A 19785-nucleotide genomic window follows, 5' to 3' on the forward strand; every position below is an offset into this window, starting at 1 on the left:
CTGAGCAGTAACGTATGAAGTCATCGACTTATGCGTTACTGCTTTATCCATTTATCGCAGCATCAAGCGCTAAATAATGGCCATATGGAGCAAAAACAAACTGTAAAGGAGTTGGTTTTTATAATATCCATGGAGAAGCTTAAAACATATTCGTTGTTGTCTGTTGCGTTATTAATTTCTTCAGGTCCAGTGATCGCCGCTAACATTCCTGCAATAGCCAATGATTTCCCAGAGATATCGGTAACACATGTAGGATTATTAACGACCATCCCTTCATTATTTGTTATTCTTGGTGTGTTAATCGCTAATCGACTTGAACTTCTGATTGGGAAGAAAGCAACTATACTAACTGGATTAGGACTTGTTCTCATTGCGGGAGTATTCCCTGCATTGTATCATGACCTTTTTTCGTTGCTGTTCATTTCTCGCTGTTTGTTTGGGTTAGGTGTAGGGTTGTTTAACCGGCTCATCATTCAGATGATCAGTGATATGTATCATCAGAATCCAGGTAAACAAGCAACCGTAATTGGCTTAGAAAGTGCCTTTGAGGGATTAGGAGGCATTTGTCTGACACTACTCGTTGGTCAACTATTGAAAATGGGCTGGCACACATCATTTTATGTCTACGCCCTGGCACTTCCTATTTTCATCGCGTTCCTGATTTTCGTTCCTTCTGATAAAAAAGAGCTCAATAGAAGAGAAGAGGTTACAACGAATTCAAGCCACACACATAATAAAAAAGCCCTTCAAGTCATGATTGGCTATGGTCTCTTATTATTTGTGATTGTAGCTGTTTTCATCAATTATAATTTACAGATTACTCCTTTGATTTTGGAAAAAAATATCGGAACTGCGACAAACGGAAGCAACATGATTGCATTTATAGGTTTGGGAGCTTTTGTTGCCGGCTTTTCTTTTGGGAAAGTATACAAAACACTCGGTAACTATATCGTTCCATTATCGATTCTGTTACTTGGAAGCTCGATGTTCGTTACGACGATCTCGCAAAGTATTATTCTTACTACCGTGTGCTCAATGATCATCGGGTTTTCATTCCGGTGTATAATGCCCTATTTATTGCATACTTTTGCTCAACAAATCGCCAAAATGGCAAAGCTGGGTACGACCATTGTTCTGATCGCGTATAACTTGGGAGCCACACTTTCACCGTATGAAGGAAGGTTAATTACGCAATTATTACAACTAGAAACAGTACAATCATTAGTTTCGAGTAATGCAATAATCCTATTATGGATTTCAGTAGCTAGTTTTGGAGTAGTAACCCTTCATCGCAAAAAGAAAAATATTCAACAAACATAGAAAACAGGGAACTTCTTGATATGAAGTTCCCTTGTTTTAGAGTGTGTTGTAAGAACCGTTTAAATAGAATTCTTGTAATACACCAAGTGATCGGTCCACTCATTATTTTCGTGCATAAACCCTTAACCACTCCAGTGTACATTTACTCATATCCATTTTCCTCAAGACATGGCACTGAAGTAGTCCATAACCACGCTGCGAAACTCTAAAGCGGCTTTGGAAATATACCTGTTTTTGTGCGAAAGTAAAGCGATTTCCCGAACGAGTTGGTGTTCCTCTACCTGAAGATATTTAATGCGCTCATGTGGGTTTCTTGCTGTGCTTGGTATAAAAGCGAGACCGATCTTCGCCTCCACAAGGGCGGTTAATCTTGCAGGCTCATCACCTTCGTATACATACTTCGGTACAAAACCAACGGATTGACATACGGAATCTACCATATCACGAACACCATACCCTTGCTTCACCCCAACAAACCACTCGTCCTTAAGCTCAGTTAATTGAATGCTACTTCGGTCTGCATATCGATGACCCATAGGAACAGCGACTACGATCGGATCGTCAAACAGTATTTGACATTCGATATCGTCACCTTCAATCGGAGGGGAAGCGAGACAAAAGTCCACCTCGCCCCGATGTAGAAGTCGGGACATGTTTTCTAACGAAACCATTTGCACATGGAACTGAATATCCGGCTTGTTTTTCCGGAATTCCCGCAGTATGCCTGGCAATGTGCTCGCCGTAGTCACCGCCAATTGCAGTGTGCCCTGATCCGGGTTGGAGAGGTCAGCAATTTCCCGCTGTCCCTGTTCCAATTCGAATAGGGCCTTTTCAGTTCGGTGAAGAAATGTTCTTCCAAAGTCGTTTAATCGCAGCTTTCTCCCGATTCGATCAAATAAAGGGACCCCCAGGTCGTCCTCTAATCGTTGTATCGTTTTGCTCAGGGAGGATTGCGTGACATGCAGCTTTCCCGCGGCTTCCGTAACATGCTCGCATCGGGCCACCGTCAGGAAATATTTTAGTTGAAGAAGCTCCATTCGCACCATTCCTTCATTCCTTCTAGTTCATCAAATCATAACATATAATGCGTTGGAATAAATGAACACGTTCAAGTAAGATAACAGCAGAAGAGAGAGAGGTGCACCAATGAACGTTCGAAAAAAAGGATTGATGTTAGCTGTTGGACTCGGAATCATGTTGAATCCGTTAAATTCCTCCATGATTTCTGTGGCTATTTCAAGATTGCAACTCGTGTATCAACTTGATTTTACAGCCGTTTCGTGGATTATTTTATCATTTTACATTGCCAGTGCCGTTGCTCAACCGGTCATGGGCAAGTGTAGTGATTTGTTTGGTCGCAGGAAGATCTTCCTCATGGGTCTTGTTATTGTTTTCGTATCGTCCATGTTAGCTCCATGGTCTCCCAGCTTTTCGTGGCTCATCGTATTCCGGATCATTCAATCGATTGGCACAAGCATGATGGTGGCCGTCGGAATGGCGATTGTCAGAATAAACGTGACTGACAAGCAAGCCTCCGCCTTGTCCACTTTGGCAATATTCCTCTCCGGAGCAGCTGCGATCGGGCCCTTTATTGGTGGAGTATTGATTCATTGGTGGGACTGGCACAGCATATTCATCGTTAATATTCCGTTTGTCTTGGCAAGCTTTATGTTCGCTTGGAAAACAATTCCGAAGGACGAGCAATCTCCGTCTATCTCTGGTCATATGTCCATTCGGCAATGGCTCGCGTTAATTGATGCACCAGGTATTTTGTTGTTTACGGTAGCTTTGGTAGCTCTGCTTATCGGCTTACTCTCAGTCAACTCCACTGGAAATATTTCAACGTGGCATCTGCTGACAGGGGGGATGGGATTAATCGCACTCGCCATGTTCATCCGACATGAATTAAAAGCAGACACGCCTTTTATCCCTCTGCGAACGTTTGCTAGACATCCCGAAATGACGTGGGTCAATGTGCAATACATGCTGGTGAACATCCTGTTTTACGCTCTTTTTTTTGGAGTTCCTACGTACTTGAAGCAGGTACGTCATCTCAACGAAGTCTATACAGGAATTAGCATGCTAGCCTTGGGGTTATGTTCAGTCATCATTGCTCCAATCGCAGGACGCTGGATTGACAGATCGGGATCACGGCCAGCACTTATCGTATCCGCTTCTTTAATGACATTAGGCTCTATATTAATCGCCGTCATGAATGAAACTTCCCCAATCGTCATTGTCATTGTTGCTTTAGCTTTATTTGGGATAAGTAACGGCTTAAATGCGGTTGGCATGCAAGCAGCTCTGTTCAAAAGCACACCCAAAGAAATGATCGGTGTTGCATCGGGTATTTTTAATACGTCACGCTACCTGGGGACCATCTTATCGTCGTTATTAATTGGGATCGTCATGGGAGATACATTCAATGTGACAGGATTTCAGATGCTTGGAGTCATCCTTACGGTGCTTGCTGCATCACTGATCATCATGAGCGTACGTCGCGAGGCAGATGCGGTGAATCCGGAGCAAATAAGCAAGTAAATAGCGAATTTCCTGTGCAATAGCACGTGTACACCCAATGAATCAATAGCTCCATTGGGTGTTTTTTTTGTTTTTCACCAAGTTGTCAGAAAGAGTTGATCCTTTCTTGAACGTTTAGGGTAGAAGACGTGACTTTGATTGAATTAGGTAAAAATAAAGATATAATAATTTTGATTATTAGGTCTTGTAGAGCATTTTCTATGCATTTGATATCAGGAATCAACAGGAGTAAACGCAAAGAACATGTGGCAAGATATCGTTGTTGTTTACTTTGTGAAATTTTTCTCTTAATTCGTTCACATGAACGATTAGGAAAGTCCAAAGCTGATATTGAATGCAGCCAATGAGTAGCAGACCTAGTCCTTAGCAAGAATTGATCACAAAAATGAAACAGAGTTTGAAAGGAGGCAACACAAAGAATGGCTATTGATACGGTGTTATGGAGCAGACTGGTGACGGGTTTAACGCTCGGGTTCCACGTGATTTTTGCAACGCTTGGTGTCGGCGTACCATTGATGATCGCTATTGCAGAGTTCATCGGCATTCGGAAGAAGGATCACCATTACATACTTATGGCGAAGAGGTGGTCCAGAGGGTTTGTCATTTCTGTGGCGGTGGGTGTCGTGACAGGTACAGCGATCTCGCTGCAGTTGGCCCTGGTATGGCCGAATTTTATGAAACTGGCCGGGAATGTCATTGCATTGCCACTATTTATGGAAGTATTCGCATTCTTTTTTGAAGCAATATTCCTGGGCATTTATCTATACACGTGGGATCGGTTCAAAAATCCGTATATCCACTGGTTGCTAACCATTCCGATTGTCGCCGGGGCAGGCATGTCTGCTGTTTTTATCACAACAGTGAACGGATTCATGAACCAGCCTGAAGGTTTTGTCATGGAAGCAGGTCAATTCATGGCAGTGAACCCCGTGCAAGCGATGCTGAATACGGCGACGTTCTCCAAGGTGTTCCATGTATTAAGCTCAGCCTATCTGACAGGAGCTGCACTGTTAGCAGGAATTGCAGCCTTTGCGATGCTGAGAAAAGGGGTGTCGGCCTACCACAAGAAAGGCTTGAATCTCATGATGGCCGTAGTTTTGGTATTCAGTTTATTAAATTCTTTAGCTGGAGATGTATCTGCCAAGTTTTTGGCTGAGCATCAGCCGGAGAAACTCGCAGCTGCGGAGTGGCATTTCGAGACAGAAAGCGGCGCGGATTTGATTTTATTGGGATGGCTGAACGCTGAACATGAAATTATAGGTGCACTTCATTTGCCGAAAGTACTCAGCTTCCTAGCCTTTGGAGACTTTAATGCCGAAGTAACCGGGTTGAACGAATTTCCACCAGACGAGCATCCACCACTACTTGTGCATTACTTGTTCGACTTAATGGCTGGAATTGGTTTCGCTCTGCTTGCTATATCAAGTCTGTACTTCCTGTTGGTGTTCTGGAAGAAACGTAATCAGTTTAACAAGTGGATGCTTCGTATGGTTGCACTCAGTGCACCGCTTGCTTTTCTGGCCGTTGAGATGGGATGGTTCTATGCAGAAGTGGGGCGGCAGCCATGGATCATCCGAGGTTATATGCGAGTAGAAGAGGCCGCTACTTCTTCGCCGAGTGTGAGAATTTTATTTTTCGTCTTCTTGCTTCTGTACATCCTGCTAGGCGTTATGTGTGTCGTCGTACTGAGACGGTTGTTCAATAATAATCCTGCTGACCTTGAGATGGAGAAATGGTTGAAAGAGAAGCATGATCAATCAGCCAAGAAAGGGGGGCAGGCATAATGAGTTATGAATTGATTGGTATATCGGTACTTTGGCTGTTCTTGTACGGCTATCTTATTGTAGCTTCCATTGATTTTGGAGCAGGTTTCTTCGCCTTTTATGCACGCCTGACGAAGCAGGATCACCTGATTAATCGTCTGATCTCCCGTTATCTATCACCGGTCTGGGAGATCACCAATGTATTCTTTGTCTTTTTCTATATTGGTATCGTCGGGTTTTTCCCGGATACCGCTTACTATTATGGCTCCGCGCTGCTTGTTCCGGGAAGTATTGCCGTGATTCTACTTGCCATTCGTGGGTCGTTCTATGCTTTCGAAAATTATGGTTCCAAAAAAAGTATCGTATATCTGTTTTTATACGGAGCAACAGGTTTGCTTATTCCAGCGTCGTTGTCAGTGGCACTGACATTGTCTGAAGGTGGCTTTATTTTGAAGCAGGGGGATACGGTCTCCCTGGATTACTGGGCGCTGTTTACGAATCCGTTATCGTGGAGCATCGTTGGTCTAGCCATCGTGTCCGTATTGTTCATTAGCGGATCATTTCTCACATTTTACGCTTCTCGGGCAGAGGATCATTCGGCATTGAAGCTGATGCGGAACTATGCTTTGTTCTGGAGCACACCGACCATTATTCTCGCGCTGACTGCATTTATATATTTGGGTCAACACAATGAGCGTCATTTTCAAAATATGATGGATTTATGGTGGCTGCTGGCGCTTTCCGTTGCATTTTTCATGATCGCCATGTGGCTTTTATATAACGGACGCCGTTATGGTTTAGCTTTTATATGTATCATGCTGCAATTTTTCACAGCCTTTTTCGCTTACGGCATTGGGCAATATCCTTACATTCTTGATCCATACATCACCATTCAGAGCAGCGCCACATCGCCAGCGATGGGTTTCGCCCTAGTGGTCGTGTTTATCGGTGGTCTATGCCTGTTAATTCCTTCTCTGATTCTGGTCTTCAAACTGTTCCTGTTTGATGCGGATTATGTGAAAGGGAAAAAATAAAGGAGGAGCGTTCAATGAAGAGGAGAGCCAAATCCAATCTGATCTCGCAGCAAATGTCTTTACAACGAAAAAACAGGCTTCTCCTTGCGATCATTTCGCTGGCGCTTGGTGTAGCTATTGTAAGTCAGGCCACATTGGTGGCTGAAGCAGTCCAGCGAATCTTTGTAGAGAAAGCTTCCTTCTCATCGGTGATGCTGTTGCTCGGCCTATTGCTGGCTGTTATGGCTGTACGTACTCTGTTGACGTATGGCAACGGGAAAGTGGGCTTGCATATGGCAGCCCGTGCCAAGACGAATATGCGAGCAGCTGTTTTGCAAAAGCTGACTCAAGCTTCCATGCCTTCAACCCTTCGTGGACAGACGGGAGGTAAGGTCAGTGTTGCTTTGGATGCTGTGGATGAAGCCGACAGTTATTTCAGTCAGTACATGCCGCGTATGATGGAAGCTGCGATGATCCCGATTCTGATTCTGGTCGTTACGTTTACGCAGCACGCCAACACAGGCTGGATTATGCTGTTTACAGCGCCATTTATCCCGCTGTTTATGATCTTGGTCGGGCTCCAGACGAAGAACAAATCAGAAGAGAAATACGCGCAACTGGCTGAGTTTTCCGGTACATTTCTGGATTCGCTTCAAGGGCTGGTTACGTTGAAAATATTCGGACGGGCTAAACGTCAGCAGCAGGAGATTGAACGCAGCAGTCTGGGGTATCGTGATGCCACCATGGGCATTTTGAAGATTGCATTTACCAATACGTTTATGCTGGAATCGATTGTGATGTTAAGCATTGGTATCGTCGCGCTTGAACTGGCTATCCAATTACTCGTATTCAAATCGATGAGCTTCCACACGGCCTTTCTCGTGTTGTTACTCGTCCCTGAGTTTTACAGTCTGTTGAAGAATACGGGAACGGCTTTTCACAGCGGGCGAACCAGTATGGGGGCCATTCGCAAGGTGGAACAGATGCTCGCGGACACTAGTGTCAAGAGCACACAAACGAAGCCTGAAGAAGGACCGGATCAAAGCGAATTAACCGATGTCGATGCAATTACAAAGACGGAAGAGCTTCGTACAGCTCGTGCCGAGTTGATAACAATGCCACCAACCATTGAACTGAACAATGTCCGATTCCAGTACACACCTGATTCCTTTGGACTTGAGACAGGACAGATCTCGATTGGACCGGGAGAACAGATCGCTATTGTAGGCAAAAGTGGCTCAGGTAAAACCACGCTGCTTCATCTCATTGCCGGTTTACTGAAACCAGATTCGGGAGCGGTTCTGGTTAACGGAAGCCAGCTTTCGCAACAGGATGAGGCTGCTTGGTTTGAACGTGTTAGCTACATTACACAGCATCCGTATATTTTTGCAGGTACATTTGCCGAAAATATCGCGATTGGCGCGGGTCGGAACGTCTCCAGAGCTGAAATTGAGCAGGCAGCAGAGGAAGCAGGACTTGCTGGCGTTGTTGCTCAATTGGAACAGGGCTTAGATACCTTTGTTGGTGAAGGTGGCCGGGGGTTATCTGGTGGGGAAAAGCAAAGACTTGCCTTGGCACGTGCTTTTCTGAAGCGACCAGCCGTCATTTTGTTCGATGAACCCACCGTAGGACTCGATCTGCACACCGAGCGGATACTGCAACAATCCATTACGTCATTAGCCAAAACGGCAACGATGATTACAGTGGCTCACCGTTTATATACGATTCAACATGCGGACAACATTTTATTTATGGACAATGGGGTGTTGGTGGATTCAGGACATCATAACGAACTTCTTGCACGCTTGCCGCAGTATGCCGAGATGGTGGATGTACAACGGAAAGGAGGGTTAGCATGAATGAGCTGACGATTCTGTCAAAAGCGATGATTCAGGAGCGCAAGGATATCTTGCTTTCGATATTGGGCGGATTTATCGCCGGCATAGCAGGGGTAGCTCTCTTTTCCGCGAGTGGTTATATGATATCTCAAACGGTATTTGCGCCACCGCTATACACCTTAATTGTACTCACCTCGATGGTCAAACTATTAGGTTTCCTTCGAGCGGCGAGCCGCTACGGAGAACGCTTGTATTCGCACAGGGCAACATTCTCCATGCTGAGCCGTTTACGGACGTCCTTTTTTGCCAAACTGATCCCGGTAACGCCAGGTATATTGAACAAAAACCGAAGCGGGGATCTGCTTGCGCGGATTGTGGGTGATGTGGAAAGCTTGCAAAATTACTTTTTGCGGGTCGCGTATCCACCCATCATGGTCGTTATGGTGTTTTTGGCTACCATGCTGTTCACGTCGGCCTTTTCGATCTGGATTGCGTGCTTGTTAGTACTAGGTATGCTGATCACGGCATTCGTTGTACCAGGTATTGTCTTGTTAGGTCAGCGAAAAATACACGGACGTGTTCGTCAGCAACGGGCCTTGCTGTCCACGGAAGTAACCGAAGTGTTGTATGGTTTCCGTGATCTGAAAGTATACGGCCAATTGGAACAACGTGAGCAACAGCTTCAGCAGGCTTCCGCTACATTGGCAACAGAACAGAAACAAGCCGCTTCCCACTTGCTGCGCGGACAATCCATGCACGTTTTTGTAACATATCTCGTTACATGGGGTGTGCTGGCACTAAGTGCCTTCTTAATTGTGAACGGAGCTTTTGGCGGTGTATTCCTCGCCATGCTGATCCTTGCCACACAGACCGTGTTCGAAGAAGCTGCGGCAATGGCTATATTACCTTTGTATAAGCAGGATAGTGAACACGCTGCTCAGCGACTGTCGGAAACGGTGCCGACCTCCGATGTGCAACCTGTACAGGCAAGCGGTGAAGTATCAGCCGATCATGCGGTTTCGATCGAGTTATCTCGTATCAACTTCCAATATGAAGGGGAATGGAGACCGGCGCTGAGGGAGCTATCCCTGAAACTTGAAGCAGGCTCCAAAACAGCGATTGTTGGCCCAAGCGGGTCAGGCAAGTCAACGATTCTCGATTTGCTACTCAAGCTGCGTACACCAACGTCTGGCGATATACGTTTAAATGATGTTCCGGTAAAGGAACTGAATGAAGAGAGTATTTGGCAAAGAACGAATGTCGTGTTGCAGCAAAGTCATTTCTTCCGGGGAACCATCCGGGATAACCTGCTGCTCAATGGAGAAGGGCTTTCTGATAAACAACTTTCGGCTGTGCTGGATAAAGTGCAATTGCCGAATAAAGCGTTGACTGATATGGTGTATGAAAAGGGTGAGAACCTGTCGGATGGCGAGAAGCAGCGGCTGGCTCTCGCACGGGCCATGCTACGCAAAGGACGGTTATGGCTTCTGGACGAACCAACTTCTTCGCTGGATTACGTCACAGAGAAACATGTGCTCCAGCATCTTATTGCACAAGCATCCGAAGATACATTTCTTTTGATCTGCCATCGGCTTACGGGACTGGAAGAGATGGATCGGATTGTGGTCATGGACCAAGGCAAGATCGTGGAATCGGGTTCTTTCTGCGAGCTGATGGAGCAAAAAGGTTATTTTTATGAGATGAAGCAAATTGAACGACAAATGATTGGAGACGTCGGGGCGTGAGAATGTAAGATTAGTCCTGATCGTGGTGTCAGTAACACTTCAAAAAAGACTAAAGAACGTATCTGTACGTTCTTTAGTCTTTTTGTTGATCCATTGAGAATAATCGTTAAGTCGGCAAACATTCACGTGTAGAAACTCAAATGATGTATAATGACGCAGGAACTCTATAATCAACATGAAATTAATCGTAATTCAAAATAGCATGAGCTGAGGTGTACAATGAATCGCTTATTACTCGTAGAAGATGATGAAAACTTGGTGTTCGGTATTCAATATACATTGTCCAGTGAAGGATATGAGGTCGTTGTGGCAGGTAGTTTGGAAGAAGCCAGGGAGGCACTACAGGCAGAGTCGATCGATCTGATTTTGCTAGATGTCAATTTGCCTGATGGATCGGGATATCAACTGTGCAGTGAAATCAGGGTAACGTCGCAAGTACCCATAATCTTTTTGACGGCTTTGGATGAGGAAGCAAACGTGGTCGCAGGACTTGATCTTGGAGCAGATGACTATGTAACCAAACCTGTTCGAACCAGAGAACTAATTTCACGCATTAAAGCCGTATTGCGACGCAATAACAAGGGAAAACAAGAAGTAAGCCTATGGATATCCGACAACATTCAGGTGCGTATTTTAGAAGGAACTGTACTCAAAAACAACCGTGAAATTACACTGACGGCTCTTGAATATCGACTACTATTGTTGTTGATCTCTCATCCGAAACAGATATGCAGCAGAAGTTCAATTCTGAGTCATCTCTGGGATTTGTCGGGCGACTTCATTGATGATAATACGCTCTCTGTTCATATCCGCAGGTTAAGAGAGAAAGTCGAAGATATTCCCGCAGCACCACAATATATCGTAACGGTTCGGGGGATCGGATATAAATGGAACGTGGAAGTTATAGGAAAATGAACATGATCGAAGTCCTGCGAAATCCAGAGTGGAAATCCATCGCCATTAAAGTACTTGCTCTGCAAGTTATTTTGTCGTTCGTGACGTTCTTTTACATGCAGCATCAAGTCGGTAGCATTAATACAACCATCGTGAATCAGAATAGCGCCCTAATCGGGCATTTGTTAATGAAGGATCCCCAGTTGGAGAATGAGGTGATTCATTTTATTACTCGAGGTCCCCAGACCGATGAACTTGCTGAGGGGCAACGTATCCTTGCCCAATACGGTTATCAGGCGGGTATGCCTTTAGAAGATCAGCCGGCTCTTTCAGGACGAGCATTACCCTTGAAAGCAGCGGCTCAAGTATTGTTGTTCCTGATCCCACTCATGGTATTGCTTCTGTGGGAGTATCGTAAATTTTTCGTAAAAATCAGAACTATTTCTCATGCAGCAGAGCAGGTTGTGGAACAGCAATTTGATAAAAAACTGCCTGAGACGGAGGATGGAGACTTCGGCTCACTTGGCCGGAGCTTCAATGCGATGGCTGGAAGACTAACCAACAGTCTGGAGCAACTCCAACAGGAAAAAAACTTTCTGCGCAATCTGTTATCCGACATTTCCCACCAGCTCAAGACACCTCTGGCTTCTCTGATTGTGTTCAATGAAAATCTGTTGAATGAACCCGGGATGAAAGAAGAAATGAGAATGACGTTTCTGGAACGAAGTCGGCAACAGCTTGATCGAATGGAATGGCTCATCATCAGCCTGCTGAAGCTGGCACGGGTCGAAGCAGGTGCAGTCGGATTTCGAAAAGAACGGATCGAGCTAAGGGAGATGGTGGAGAGCGCTGTCTATTCACTTCGGACGGTAGCTGACCAGAAACGGCAGACGATCACCATCCTGGGTAGTGAAAATGCGTTCGTGCAAGCAGATGAAGAGTGGCTCAAGGAAGCTGTTATAAATTTGATTAAAAATGCACTGGAACACACCCTAGAAGAGGGGGAGGTTCAGGTCCATTTGGAAGAAAACGCACTGTTTGATACGATCGTTATTCAAGACAACGGCGAAGGCATTCATCCCGATGACATGCCTCACATTTTCAAGCGTTTCTATAAAGGCAAAAATCATAACAAGCCCAACAGTATAGGCATTGGTCTGGCTTTGACCAAATCGATCATTGAGGAACAACATGGGATCATCACGGTGGAGAGCGTGCTCCGAGAAGGGACTACATTCAGAATTTCATTTTTCAAAAAAGACTGGACTTAAGAAGAAGCTTACGAAAATGTAAGCTTCTTCTTCACTTCAACGTAAGCTTCCACACCTATACTAACAATCAAGCAATGTTAATCATACAACTGGAGGTACAACAAGGTGGAAATTTTGAAGACCGATCATTTATGTAAAATATACGGAAGTGCTGAGGCGAGGGTGGAAGCGTTGAAAGATGTTAATCTGTCCGTGAGTCAAGGAGAATTCGTTGCAATCGTAGGGGCCAGTGGTTCTGGAAAAAGTTCATTGCTGCATCTGCTCGGGGGAGTCGATCAACCGACAAGTGGTCAAGTTCTCATTGATGGTATGGACCTGTATTCTCAAAGTGAAAATGAACTCGCTGTGTTCAGAAGACGCAAAATCGGTTTTATTTTTCAATCGTACAATCTGATTCCGGTGTTAACTGCGGAAGAAAATATCAAATTGCCGATGCTGCTTGAGAACAAACATGTGGACGAGGGTTATCTTGAGGAATTATTGAGCGTGTTAGGACTCAGTAATCGAAGGCAGCACCTTCCGTCCCAATTATCAGGTGGGCAACAGCAGCGAACTGCAATTGGACGCGCATTGATCAACAAACCATCCATTATTTTGGCTGACGAACCAACAGGCAATCTGGATAGCAAGAACAGTAAAGAAATCGTGGATCTGCTTACCTACTCCGTCAGAAAGTATAATCAAACCTTGATTATGATCACGCATGATCTGAATGTAGCCCAGAGAGCGGACCGTGTTGTACATATAAAAGATGGCACACTCTTGCAGCAAACAGGGGTGAGAGATCGTGAATAAGTATACTAGTCTTACCCAAAAATATTTGCTAGGGCAGAAAAAAAGATCAATACTAACGATCGTCGGCATTATTTTGTCCGTGACACTACTTACAGCCATCGGAACCATTGGCCTCAGCTTCAGAGACAAGGTGGTTCGGCAAACCGTTCAAGAGTACGGGGATTACCATGTTTCTTTTAACGGATTACCCGGAGAAGCCGTCTCAAAAGTCATCAATAACGCATCCGTAGAAAGTGCTGGGATTATCAACAGAGAAGGATATTCAGTCATCAGCAAAACAAGTGAGAAAGAAAAGCAGGAAAATCCGTTTGCTGCACCGTATCGATACTTGAATCTCAAAGGATATGATGCCGATGCGATGGACAAGCTCCAGGTTCATTTGGATTCGGGCAGACTGCCTAAGAATTCGCATGAAGTTATTCTTTCGACCTGGAGTCTGGATAGTTTTGCGACCAAACCGAAGCTTGGAGATTCTCTTACCCTAAGTATTGGCGAGCGAACTGTCGCATCAACGGGGGAGATCAAACCGATCAATGGCCTGGGTGATTTTGGCTGGGATTTGGATGAAGACTTTCGTCCCGAAAAGGAGAGAGAATTCACCGTTGTGGGATTTATGAAGCCAGGTACTAACGCTTCGTGGTCTTCCAGCTTCATTATGCCCGCCATCACGTATGAAGGTAATGTGAAAATCGATGCGGACAAAAACTATTTTGTCTATGTCAAAATGAAATCGATGAATCAGATTCAGGCGAAGACAGAAGCGATGATATCTGCATTGAAGCTAGAGCAAGTGGATCAAGGCTCTGCCATAGCTTTGGATAAGGATAGTCAATATAAAAATATTCGAGTCGAATATAATAATGAACTGCTTAAGCTGTATGGCAAAAGCACCTATGAAGGTGTAAACCATAGTTTGTTATATGCATTCGCAGCAATCATCATTATTATTATGGGTTGTACGAGTGCTGTGATATATAATACGTTTCATATTTCTGTCTTGGAGCGGACCTCGCAATTCGGAATGCTTAGGTGCATTGGGGCTACCCCAACACAAATACGTAAATTAGTTCTCGAAGAGGCGACAATTCTCAGTCTGATTGCCATTCCTGTTGGATTATTGACGGGAACTGTCTTTATGAAGCTTCTGTTTTACAATATCAGCTTTTTGACGTTGGGATTTCTGAATGATATGCAAATGGTCACCTCTCTGCCAATCCTGATCATAGCTGGTGTACTGGGATTATTGACTGTTTATCTATCAGCTATCGGACCTGCGAGACTGGCAGGGAAGGTATCCCCACTTGAGGCGGTAAATAGCTCGGGAAGCACGAAGGTGGAGATCGTAACATCTGTCCGAAAATCAAAGCTGCTGGGAAAACTGTTGGGTATTGAAGGACAGTTTGCTAGTCGAAACATCAGGAGGAACAAAAAGCGCTTCCGCATCACTTCCTTCTCTATAGTGGTCAGCATGATTCTGTTTATTGTCTTTAGCGGACTCGCTGGTTTGCTGGGGCAGACATCACAATCAGGTATCAATTATTCCTATTCGGTTCTATATGGAGGACCTTCCAAACGGATCGATGATTCCGTATATGCTGACATTATGAAGCTTGATGCAGTAGAACATGCCTATCCGTTTTACAATAATCAAGTGATGGCTACTTTTCCAAAAGAAAAAGTTAATCCCAAGTACTATGAACTTCGTCCGGAAATGTACTCTGTTGAAGAAGGAGAGGGGTATCGCACAGACAACAATTACCTCGAATCTTACGGAGATAACGGACTCGATGCTCTGAAATCCAAACTAACGTCTGGTACGATCGACAAAGAGAAGATGAACCGGGAAAATGGCGTTATCGTCAATCAGAAATTAAGAATGACAACAGAGGAAGGCAGACAGATCATTATCGATCAAACCCAATTCAAGGTTGGGGATCGCATCAAAGTACGTGCCTTGGACTCGGACGGGAAGGGTCAAGGATCCACAACACTGACGATAACTGGAATTGTTGATCAAGGCTTGTTGTCGAGCAACTATAATGAGAGTGCAGTGCTTGAATTCATCACTACGCCTGAAGTCGTAGAGAAGGTTACAGGAAACGACACGTACTCCAGAATCTTTATTCTTGCCAAAACCGATATTTCCAACAAACCGATCACAGACTATCTCAAATCCCTGACCCAAAAAGATGCCGGTTACAGCTACACAGATAAGGTGCAGCAACTCGCCCAAGCCAAAAACGATGCAACAACTGCCAAGATCTTTTTATATGGATTTATTGGTGTCATTGTCCTGATTGCGTTCCTGAATATACTGAACACCGTCAGCACCAATCTCATTCTACGAACCAAAGAATTTGCGGTGCTCAAAGCTATCGGCATGACACAGTGTAATGTAGGGAAAATGATCCTGTTGGAAGGCGTTTTATACGGCCTGTACGCTGCACTATACGGTAGTTTACTCGGAATAGCACTTAGCTATGGGATACATTATCTCTTTAAAGGTGCTTTCGATGTAGCTTGGACGATCCCATGGAGCAGTATGATTCTCGCTTGTGCAGGTGCCATAGCAACAACGCTCGTTGCCACAGCATGGCCGATGTATCGATTAAACCAAACAAGTATCGTGGAGGCGCTGAGGAAGGAAACTTAGAGAACCTGGGTAACTATAATATAAATTATTGCTTGAAAAGTCGCATAGATTGCGGCTTTTTTGTTTTAGAGAATTCAAAAAAAATAAATGGGGTTGACTTTCCCTTTGGTTGAGGGGGGGGGGACTTGACATGCGTGTGGTATGATCAAAAAGTTGAAAGTTCTCCTCAACAGAATTGGAGAGAGAATGAGATAAGTATGCAAGAGGAGGTTTTACATATGCACGTAACACAATGCTCTGCCTGTTATCGCGGTTCTGGTCGACGTTCTTTCTAATAGAGGTTTCAGCATTGCATCGGTTCTACCATGCAGTGAAAATTAGAAAGACACAGAGGAGTGAGGGTTTTGCAAACAGGTACTATTTCAGAAGAGCAGAAGGTTCCAAATGTTAAGGTGTTACATTTATAAAAATGTAGCACCCATAACTAAACCGCGTATTGATATGTACTCTTTGGTTTTGTCGACTATTGGTTTTGGCGGATTGGTTTACGGTATTAGTACTGCTGGAGAGGGAGATCATGGCTGGGGTAACCCTGTAGTCATTGTATCTCTGATTGCAGGTGTTGTCGCATTGATCCTATTTGTGATTCGTCAACTGAATATGAAAGAACCTCTTATGAACTTAAGAACACTTAAAAACCCAATGTTTGCTATCGGTACAGTACTAGTATTCATATGTATGAGTGTGGATCTTGCAGCAATGTTTATTCTCCCTATGTTTCTGATTCGTGTTCTTGAATTAAGTGCTTTGACAGCTGGATTGACTCTTCTTCCGGGTAGTATCATTTCTGCTGTGCTTTCTCCAGTAGTAGGGTCGCTCTTTGACAAATTCGGACCTAAGTTCTTGGTCGTTCCTGGTCTAATTATGACTGCGGCCACCCTATGGTTCTATTCTGATATTACAGTTGCATCGTCAATCGCTTTGATCGTTGTATTGCATACCTGTCTGATGGTTGGGATTATTATGGTGTGGATGCCTGCTCAGACGAATGGTCTGAATCAGCTACCTGCTGAGATGTACCCGGATGGTACGGCAATTATGAACACGCTGCAGCAAATTGCAGGAGCAATTGGTATTGCTATGGCGGTTAGTGTCATGACAAGCGGCGTAGGCGAGTTTATGAACAATGTTGCTGATCCTTCAAACCCGGCTAACGCAACTTTGGCTTTGACGGCTGGTATGCAGAACGCATTATTCTTCACGATGTTTGTTGCCCTTGCCGGCCTTGTTCTTGGTGTATTTGTTAGACGAGTGAAAGTCCAACAATGGTCTGGAGACTCCGATTGGTCATAATGCTTCTCAAGAAGAAAATAAGGTGAGCCTATGCATATGTCTGAAGCCGATCTCATGGAACTCCTTGCATCGAACCCACATGTGAAAATTCGAGAACCAGATCCCCGGTTGCTGAAACCTCGGAACCTTTAGCTGCTCAACGTCCAACCTTTGATAGCCAAGCGGAGGAACGCTTCTATAATAAGCGGGTTGTTCCTTTAATTATTGCGGGTTACCTTCATAAGCTAGAGCTTCATAGAACGTTTGAGATCATGGAAGCTGTAGAACATTGTGGCAAGAAGTACAGAAAACGTGTCTATACTCCTGACTTCTATATGGAACTCAAAGACGGTTCTGTTGAAATCGTCGAGGTTAAAGGACGGATGATCAAAAAAATACAACGAGATTATCCTCTTCGTCGTCAGCTTTTTATTTTAAAGTACTGTCTTCCGAATAACTGGAAGTTTATTGAGGTACATGATGATGAGATATAGTGCAAGTATAAAAAACTGACAATGTTACATTACCAGGAGCCACTGATCTGAATAACCAGATCAGTGGCTCTATATCGTTATACAACAAGACATTTAGCTTTTACATAACAGCAGATGATTCAGCCGATTTATTTTTCTTCGTAAGTGGTTTTTTCCTCAATGTTCGATCATACAGATACGGCTTTCCGTGATATTCCCGTGCATGCTTTTGTTTCTGCTTTTTATGTATATCAACCTTGATCTCCAGATTGGCGACGTTACTCTGGAATTCAGAAGCAATTCGTTTGCACCATTTCAGTCCACTTTCTTCAGATGCACTGAAATGAACGCGTAAGAGATATCCATTCACCGTTAATTCAAACTTGTATAAATTCATGATATGTATCCTTTCCAGGCAAGCATTTTATGCTACACAAAATACGATAATCTGATTATAACAGGAACATACGTTCTGTAAAAGTGGTATTTATGAAATCCTCAATTCAAGAAGGTTCGCTAGACATCTTTGCAACGGTTCGTTTAATGGTAAAATATTTAAAAATGGTTCATGTTGGGGGATGCGCATGTATAAACTAATGATCGTTGATGATGAATTACTCATGCGGGTTGGAATTCGTTCCATGCTGAATTGGGAAGAGTACAACTTCTATGTTGTTGGTGAAGCGGGAAATGGAAAAGAGGCATTAAGCCTTGCGCTTGAAGTGATGCCTGATCTAATTATTACGGATATCAAGATGCCGATTATGGATGGGCTGCAGCTTATACAAGAGGCCTCGTGCGCACTGAAAACCTGTAAGTATGTCATCCTGAGTAACTTTGACGAATTTCATTATGTAAAAGAGGCACTAAAACTTGGCGCTTCAGACTACTTGATTAAAAGCGAGATTACAGAAACTGCCCTTATCGATCTCCTGAACACCGTTGAACAGAAACTACAAAGCGAACATGTTCATCCAACCAACACACCTTCTAAGGCACATGATTATTCCAACAGCCTAAGACATCTAAAGGACACTTTCTTCCAAGATATTGTAAGCGGATTCATAAGTGAGGCGGATATGACTACCAAAGCGGAAGAACTACATTTCCGTATACGATCGGACCAGCTGTTCGTCATCAAGTTCATCGTAAACTATTACGAGGATGCGAAGCGGAAATATATTGAGAAGGGAGAGAAGTTGCTCCGATTTTCGCTGCTTAATATTATGGAAGAGATCATTCCATCGAAATGGGAGAAAGAGATTTTCGTTGAAAGTTCTTCTGAATATTGGGTGATCGTCAATGTACTGCCTGAGAGCCAATCTGTACACGGCGACTTGAATAAGCTATGTAATAAACTGCTGTCTTCAATCAAAGATTTTATGAATTTATCACTCACGGCTGGGGTAAGTAGAATATCTTCCGGTTTCCCTTACATTAGAACGGCCTGCCAAGAGGCAGAAACGACTCTCCAACAGGGTTTCTTCACAGGTAGCAACCAGGTGTTGTATTACGATGATATGGTTCAATCCCCAGATCGACATGAAGTTAAGGCGGCTCTGAGCCCACATCAAGAACGAGGTTTGTTGAAGTTGTGGGTAAGTAAAGATATTCAAAAGGCGGAGGAGTTCCTTGAAGGAATTCGCTCGGATCTGGAGGCGAAACGAGCGGATGAACATAGCATACGCAAGCAATATATCATGGTAATGGAAACAATACACTCCCATCTATCGCGAGCCACGGAAAGAAGTACGCCTTCTTTTACAAAGAAATCTCCATATGAAACCCTTCTGAAGGGTGAGTATTGGGAGGACATCCATCAGGATATGCTTGCTCATATTGCATATTACTTCCAAACCGATTCCGAAAATAATCAGGAAAGTACTTACGCAGACCTCGCCATCGCGTTGATCGACAAGTATTATGCCGAAGATATTTCGCTGCAAAGTATCGCTAGCCAAATCAGTGTTAATCCGTCGTATCTCAGCCGATTGTTCAAGCAGGAAAAAGGAGAGAACTTTATCACGTACTTGACTCGTGTTCGGATTGAACATGCCAAGGCGTATCTATTGAGCAGGGGAATGAGAGTGTACGAAATCGCAGAAAAGGTCGGCTACCATAATTACACGTACTTCAGTAAGATTTTCAAAAAATCGGTAGGCGTCACTCCGGAGGAATATCGAGAATTACAGCAGGCATGAGTGTAA

15 protein-coding genes are annotated in these 19785 nt (G+C 44.1%); 13 read left to right on the plus strand and 2 right to left on the minus strand.

What is annotated here, in order from left to right; translation table 11 throughout:
• Positions 1-30: 30 nt before the first annotated feature.
• Positions 31-1320, plus strand: coding sequence for an MFS transporter (locus tag MHI06_RS15030; RefSeq protein WP_340398237.1), 1290 nt, complete (start codon positions 31-33; stop codon positions 1318-1320).
• Positions 1321-1481: 161 nt separating this feature from the next.
• Here MHI06_RS15030 and MHI06_RS15035 read toward each other — a convergent pair whose 3' ends face one another.
• Positions 1482-2357, minus strand: coding sequence for a LysR family transcriptional regulator (locus tag MHI06_RS15035; RefSeq protein WP_340398238.1), 876 nt, complete (start codon positions 2355-2357; stop codon positions 1482-1484).
• Positions 2358-2466: 109 nt separating this feature from the next.
• On the opposite strand from MHI06_RS15035, the gene MHI06_RS15040 reads away from it, so the two are divergent.
• The 11 genes from MHI06_RS15040 to MHI06_RS15090 all read left to right on the plus strand — a co-directional run bounded on the left by MHI06_RS15040 (position 2467) and on the right by MHI06_RS15090 (position 17599).
• Positions 2467-3861: an MFS transporter gene (locus MHI06_RS15040; RefSeq protein ID WP_340398239.1), complete on the plus strand. Its 1395-nt coding sequence runs from the start codon at positions 2467-2469 to the stop codon at positions 3859-3861.
• A 419-nt stretch (positions 3862-4280) separates the two neighbouring features.
• Entirely contained in the window at positions 4281-5645 is a 1365-nt protein-coding gene (locus MHI06_RS15045) for a cytochrome ubiquinol oxidase subunit I (protein WP_169479384.1), read from the plus strand.
• A complete protein-coding gene (locus MHI06_RS15050; RefSeq protein ID WP_339170232.1) occupies positions 5645-6658 on the plus strand; it encodes a cytochrome d ubiquinol oxidase subunit II in 1014 nt (337 codons plus the stop codon). The genes MHI06_RS15045 and MHI06_RS15050 overlap by 1 nt, the downstream gene beginning before the upstream one ends.
• Before the next feature lie 14 nt (positions 6659-6672).
• The gene (cydD, locus tag MHI06_RS15055; protein WP_340398240.1) at positions 6673-8496 is read left to right on the plus strand and encodes a thiol reductant ABC exporter subunit CydD; all 1824 of its coding nucleotides are present in this window, start codon (positions 6673-6675) and stop codon (positions 8494-8496) included.
• Complete coding sequence (gene cydC, locus MHI06_RS15060; RefSeq protein WP_340398241.1) at positions 8493-10220, plus strand: thiol reductant ABC exporter subunit CydC; 1728 nt, start codon at positions 8493-8495, stop codon at positions 10218-10220. The genes cydD and cydC overlap by 4 nt, the downstream gene beginning before the upstream one ends.
• A 219-nt stretch (positions 10221-10439) precedes the next feature.
• Positions 10440-11135 carry a response regulator transcription factor gene (locus MHI06_RS15065; RefSeq protein ID WP_340398242.1) on the plus strand — a complete coding sequence of 232 codons (696 nt, stop codon included), beginning with the start codon at positions 10440-10442 and terminating at the stop codon, positions 11133-11135.
• On the plus strand, positions 11132-12385 hold the full coding sequence (locus MHI06_RS15070; RefSeq protein ID WP_340398243.1) for a HAMP domain-containing sensor histidine kinase: 1254 nt from the start codon (positions 11132-11134) through the stop codon (positions 12383-12385). The genes MHI06_RS15065 and MHI06_RS15070 overlap by 4 nt, the downstream gene beginning before the upstream one ends.
• 105 nt (positions 12386-12490) lie before the next feature.
• On the plus strand, positions 12491-13180 hold the full coding sequence (locus MHI06_RS15075) for an ABC transporter ATP-binding protein (protein ID WP_340398244.1): 690 nt from the start codon (positions 12491-12493) through the stop codon (positions 13178-13180).
• A complete protein-coding gene (locus MHI06_RS15080; protein ID WP_340398245.1) occupies positions 13173-15833 on the plus strand; it encodes an FtsX-like permease family protein in 2661 nt (886 codons plus the stop codon). Before MHI06_RS15075 ends, MHI06_RS15080 begins: the two co-directional genes overlap by 8 nt.
• Before the next feature lie 384 nt (positions 15834-16217).
• Positions 16218-17126, plus strand: a complete 909-nt coding sequence (locus MHI06_RS15085; protein WP_340398246.1) for an MFS transporter — start codon at positions 16218-16220, stop codon at positions 17124-17126.
• Positions 17127-17194: 68 nt separating this feature from the next.
• The gene (locus MHI06_RS15090; RefSeq protein ID WP_340402121.1) at positions 17195-17599 is read left to right on the plus strand and encodes a DUF1064 domain-containing protein; all 405 of its coding nucleotides are present in this window, start codon (positions 17195-17197) and stop codon (positions 17597-17599) included.
• Positions 17600-17699: 100 nt separating this feature from the next.
• Here MHI06_RS15090 and MHI06_RS15095 read toward each other — a convergent pair whose 3' ends face one another.
• Positions 17700-17975, minus strand: coding sequence for a hypothetical protein (locus tag MHI06_RS15095; RefSeq protein WP_340398247.1), 276 nt, complete (start codon positions 17973-17975; stop codon positions 17700-17702).
• Between the two features lie 187 nt (positions 17976-18162).
• On the opposite strand from MHI06_RS15095, the gene MHI06_RS15100 reads away from it, so the two are divergent.
• Complete coding sequence (locus MHI06_RS15100) at positions 18163-19779, plus strand: helix-turn-helix domain-containing protein (protein ID WP_340398248.1); 1617 nt, start codon at positions 18163-18165, stop codon at positions 19777-19779.
• Positions 19780-19785: the final 6 nt, after the last annotated feature.

It is taken from the genome of Paenibacillus sp. FSL H8-0079, assembly GCF_037991315.1.
Lineage (GTDB): Bacteria > Bacillota > Bacilli > Paenibacillales > Paenibacillaceae > Paenibacillus.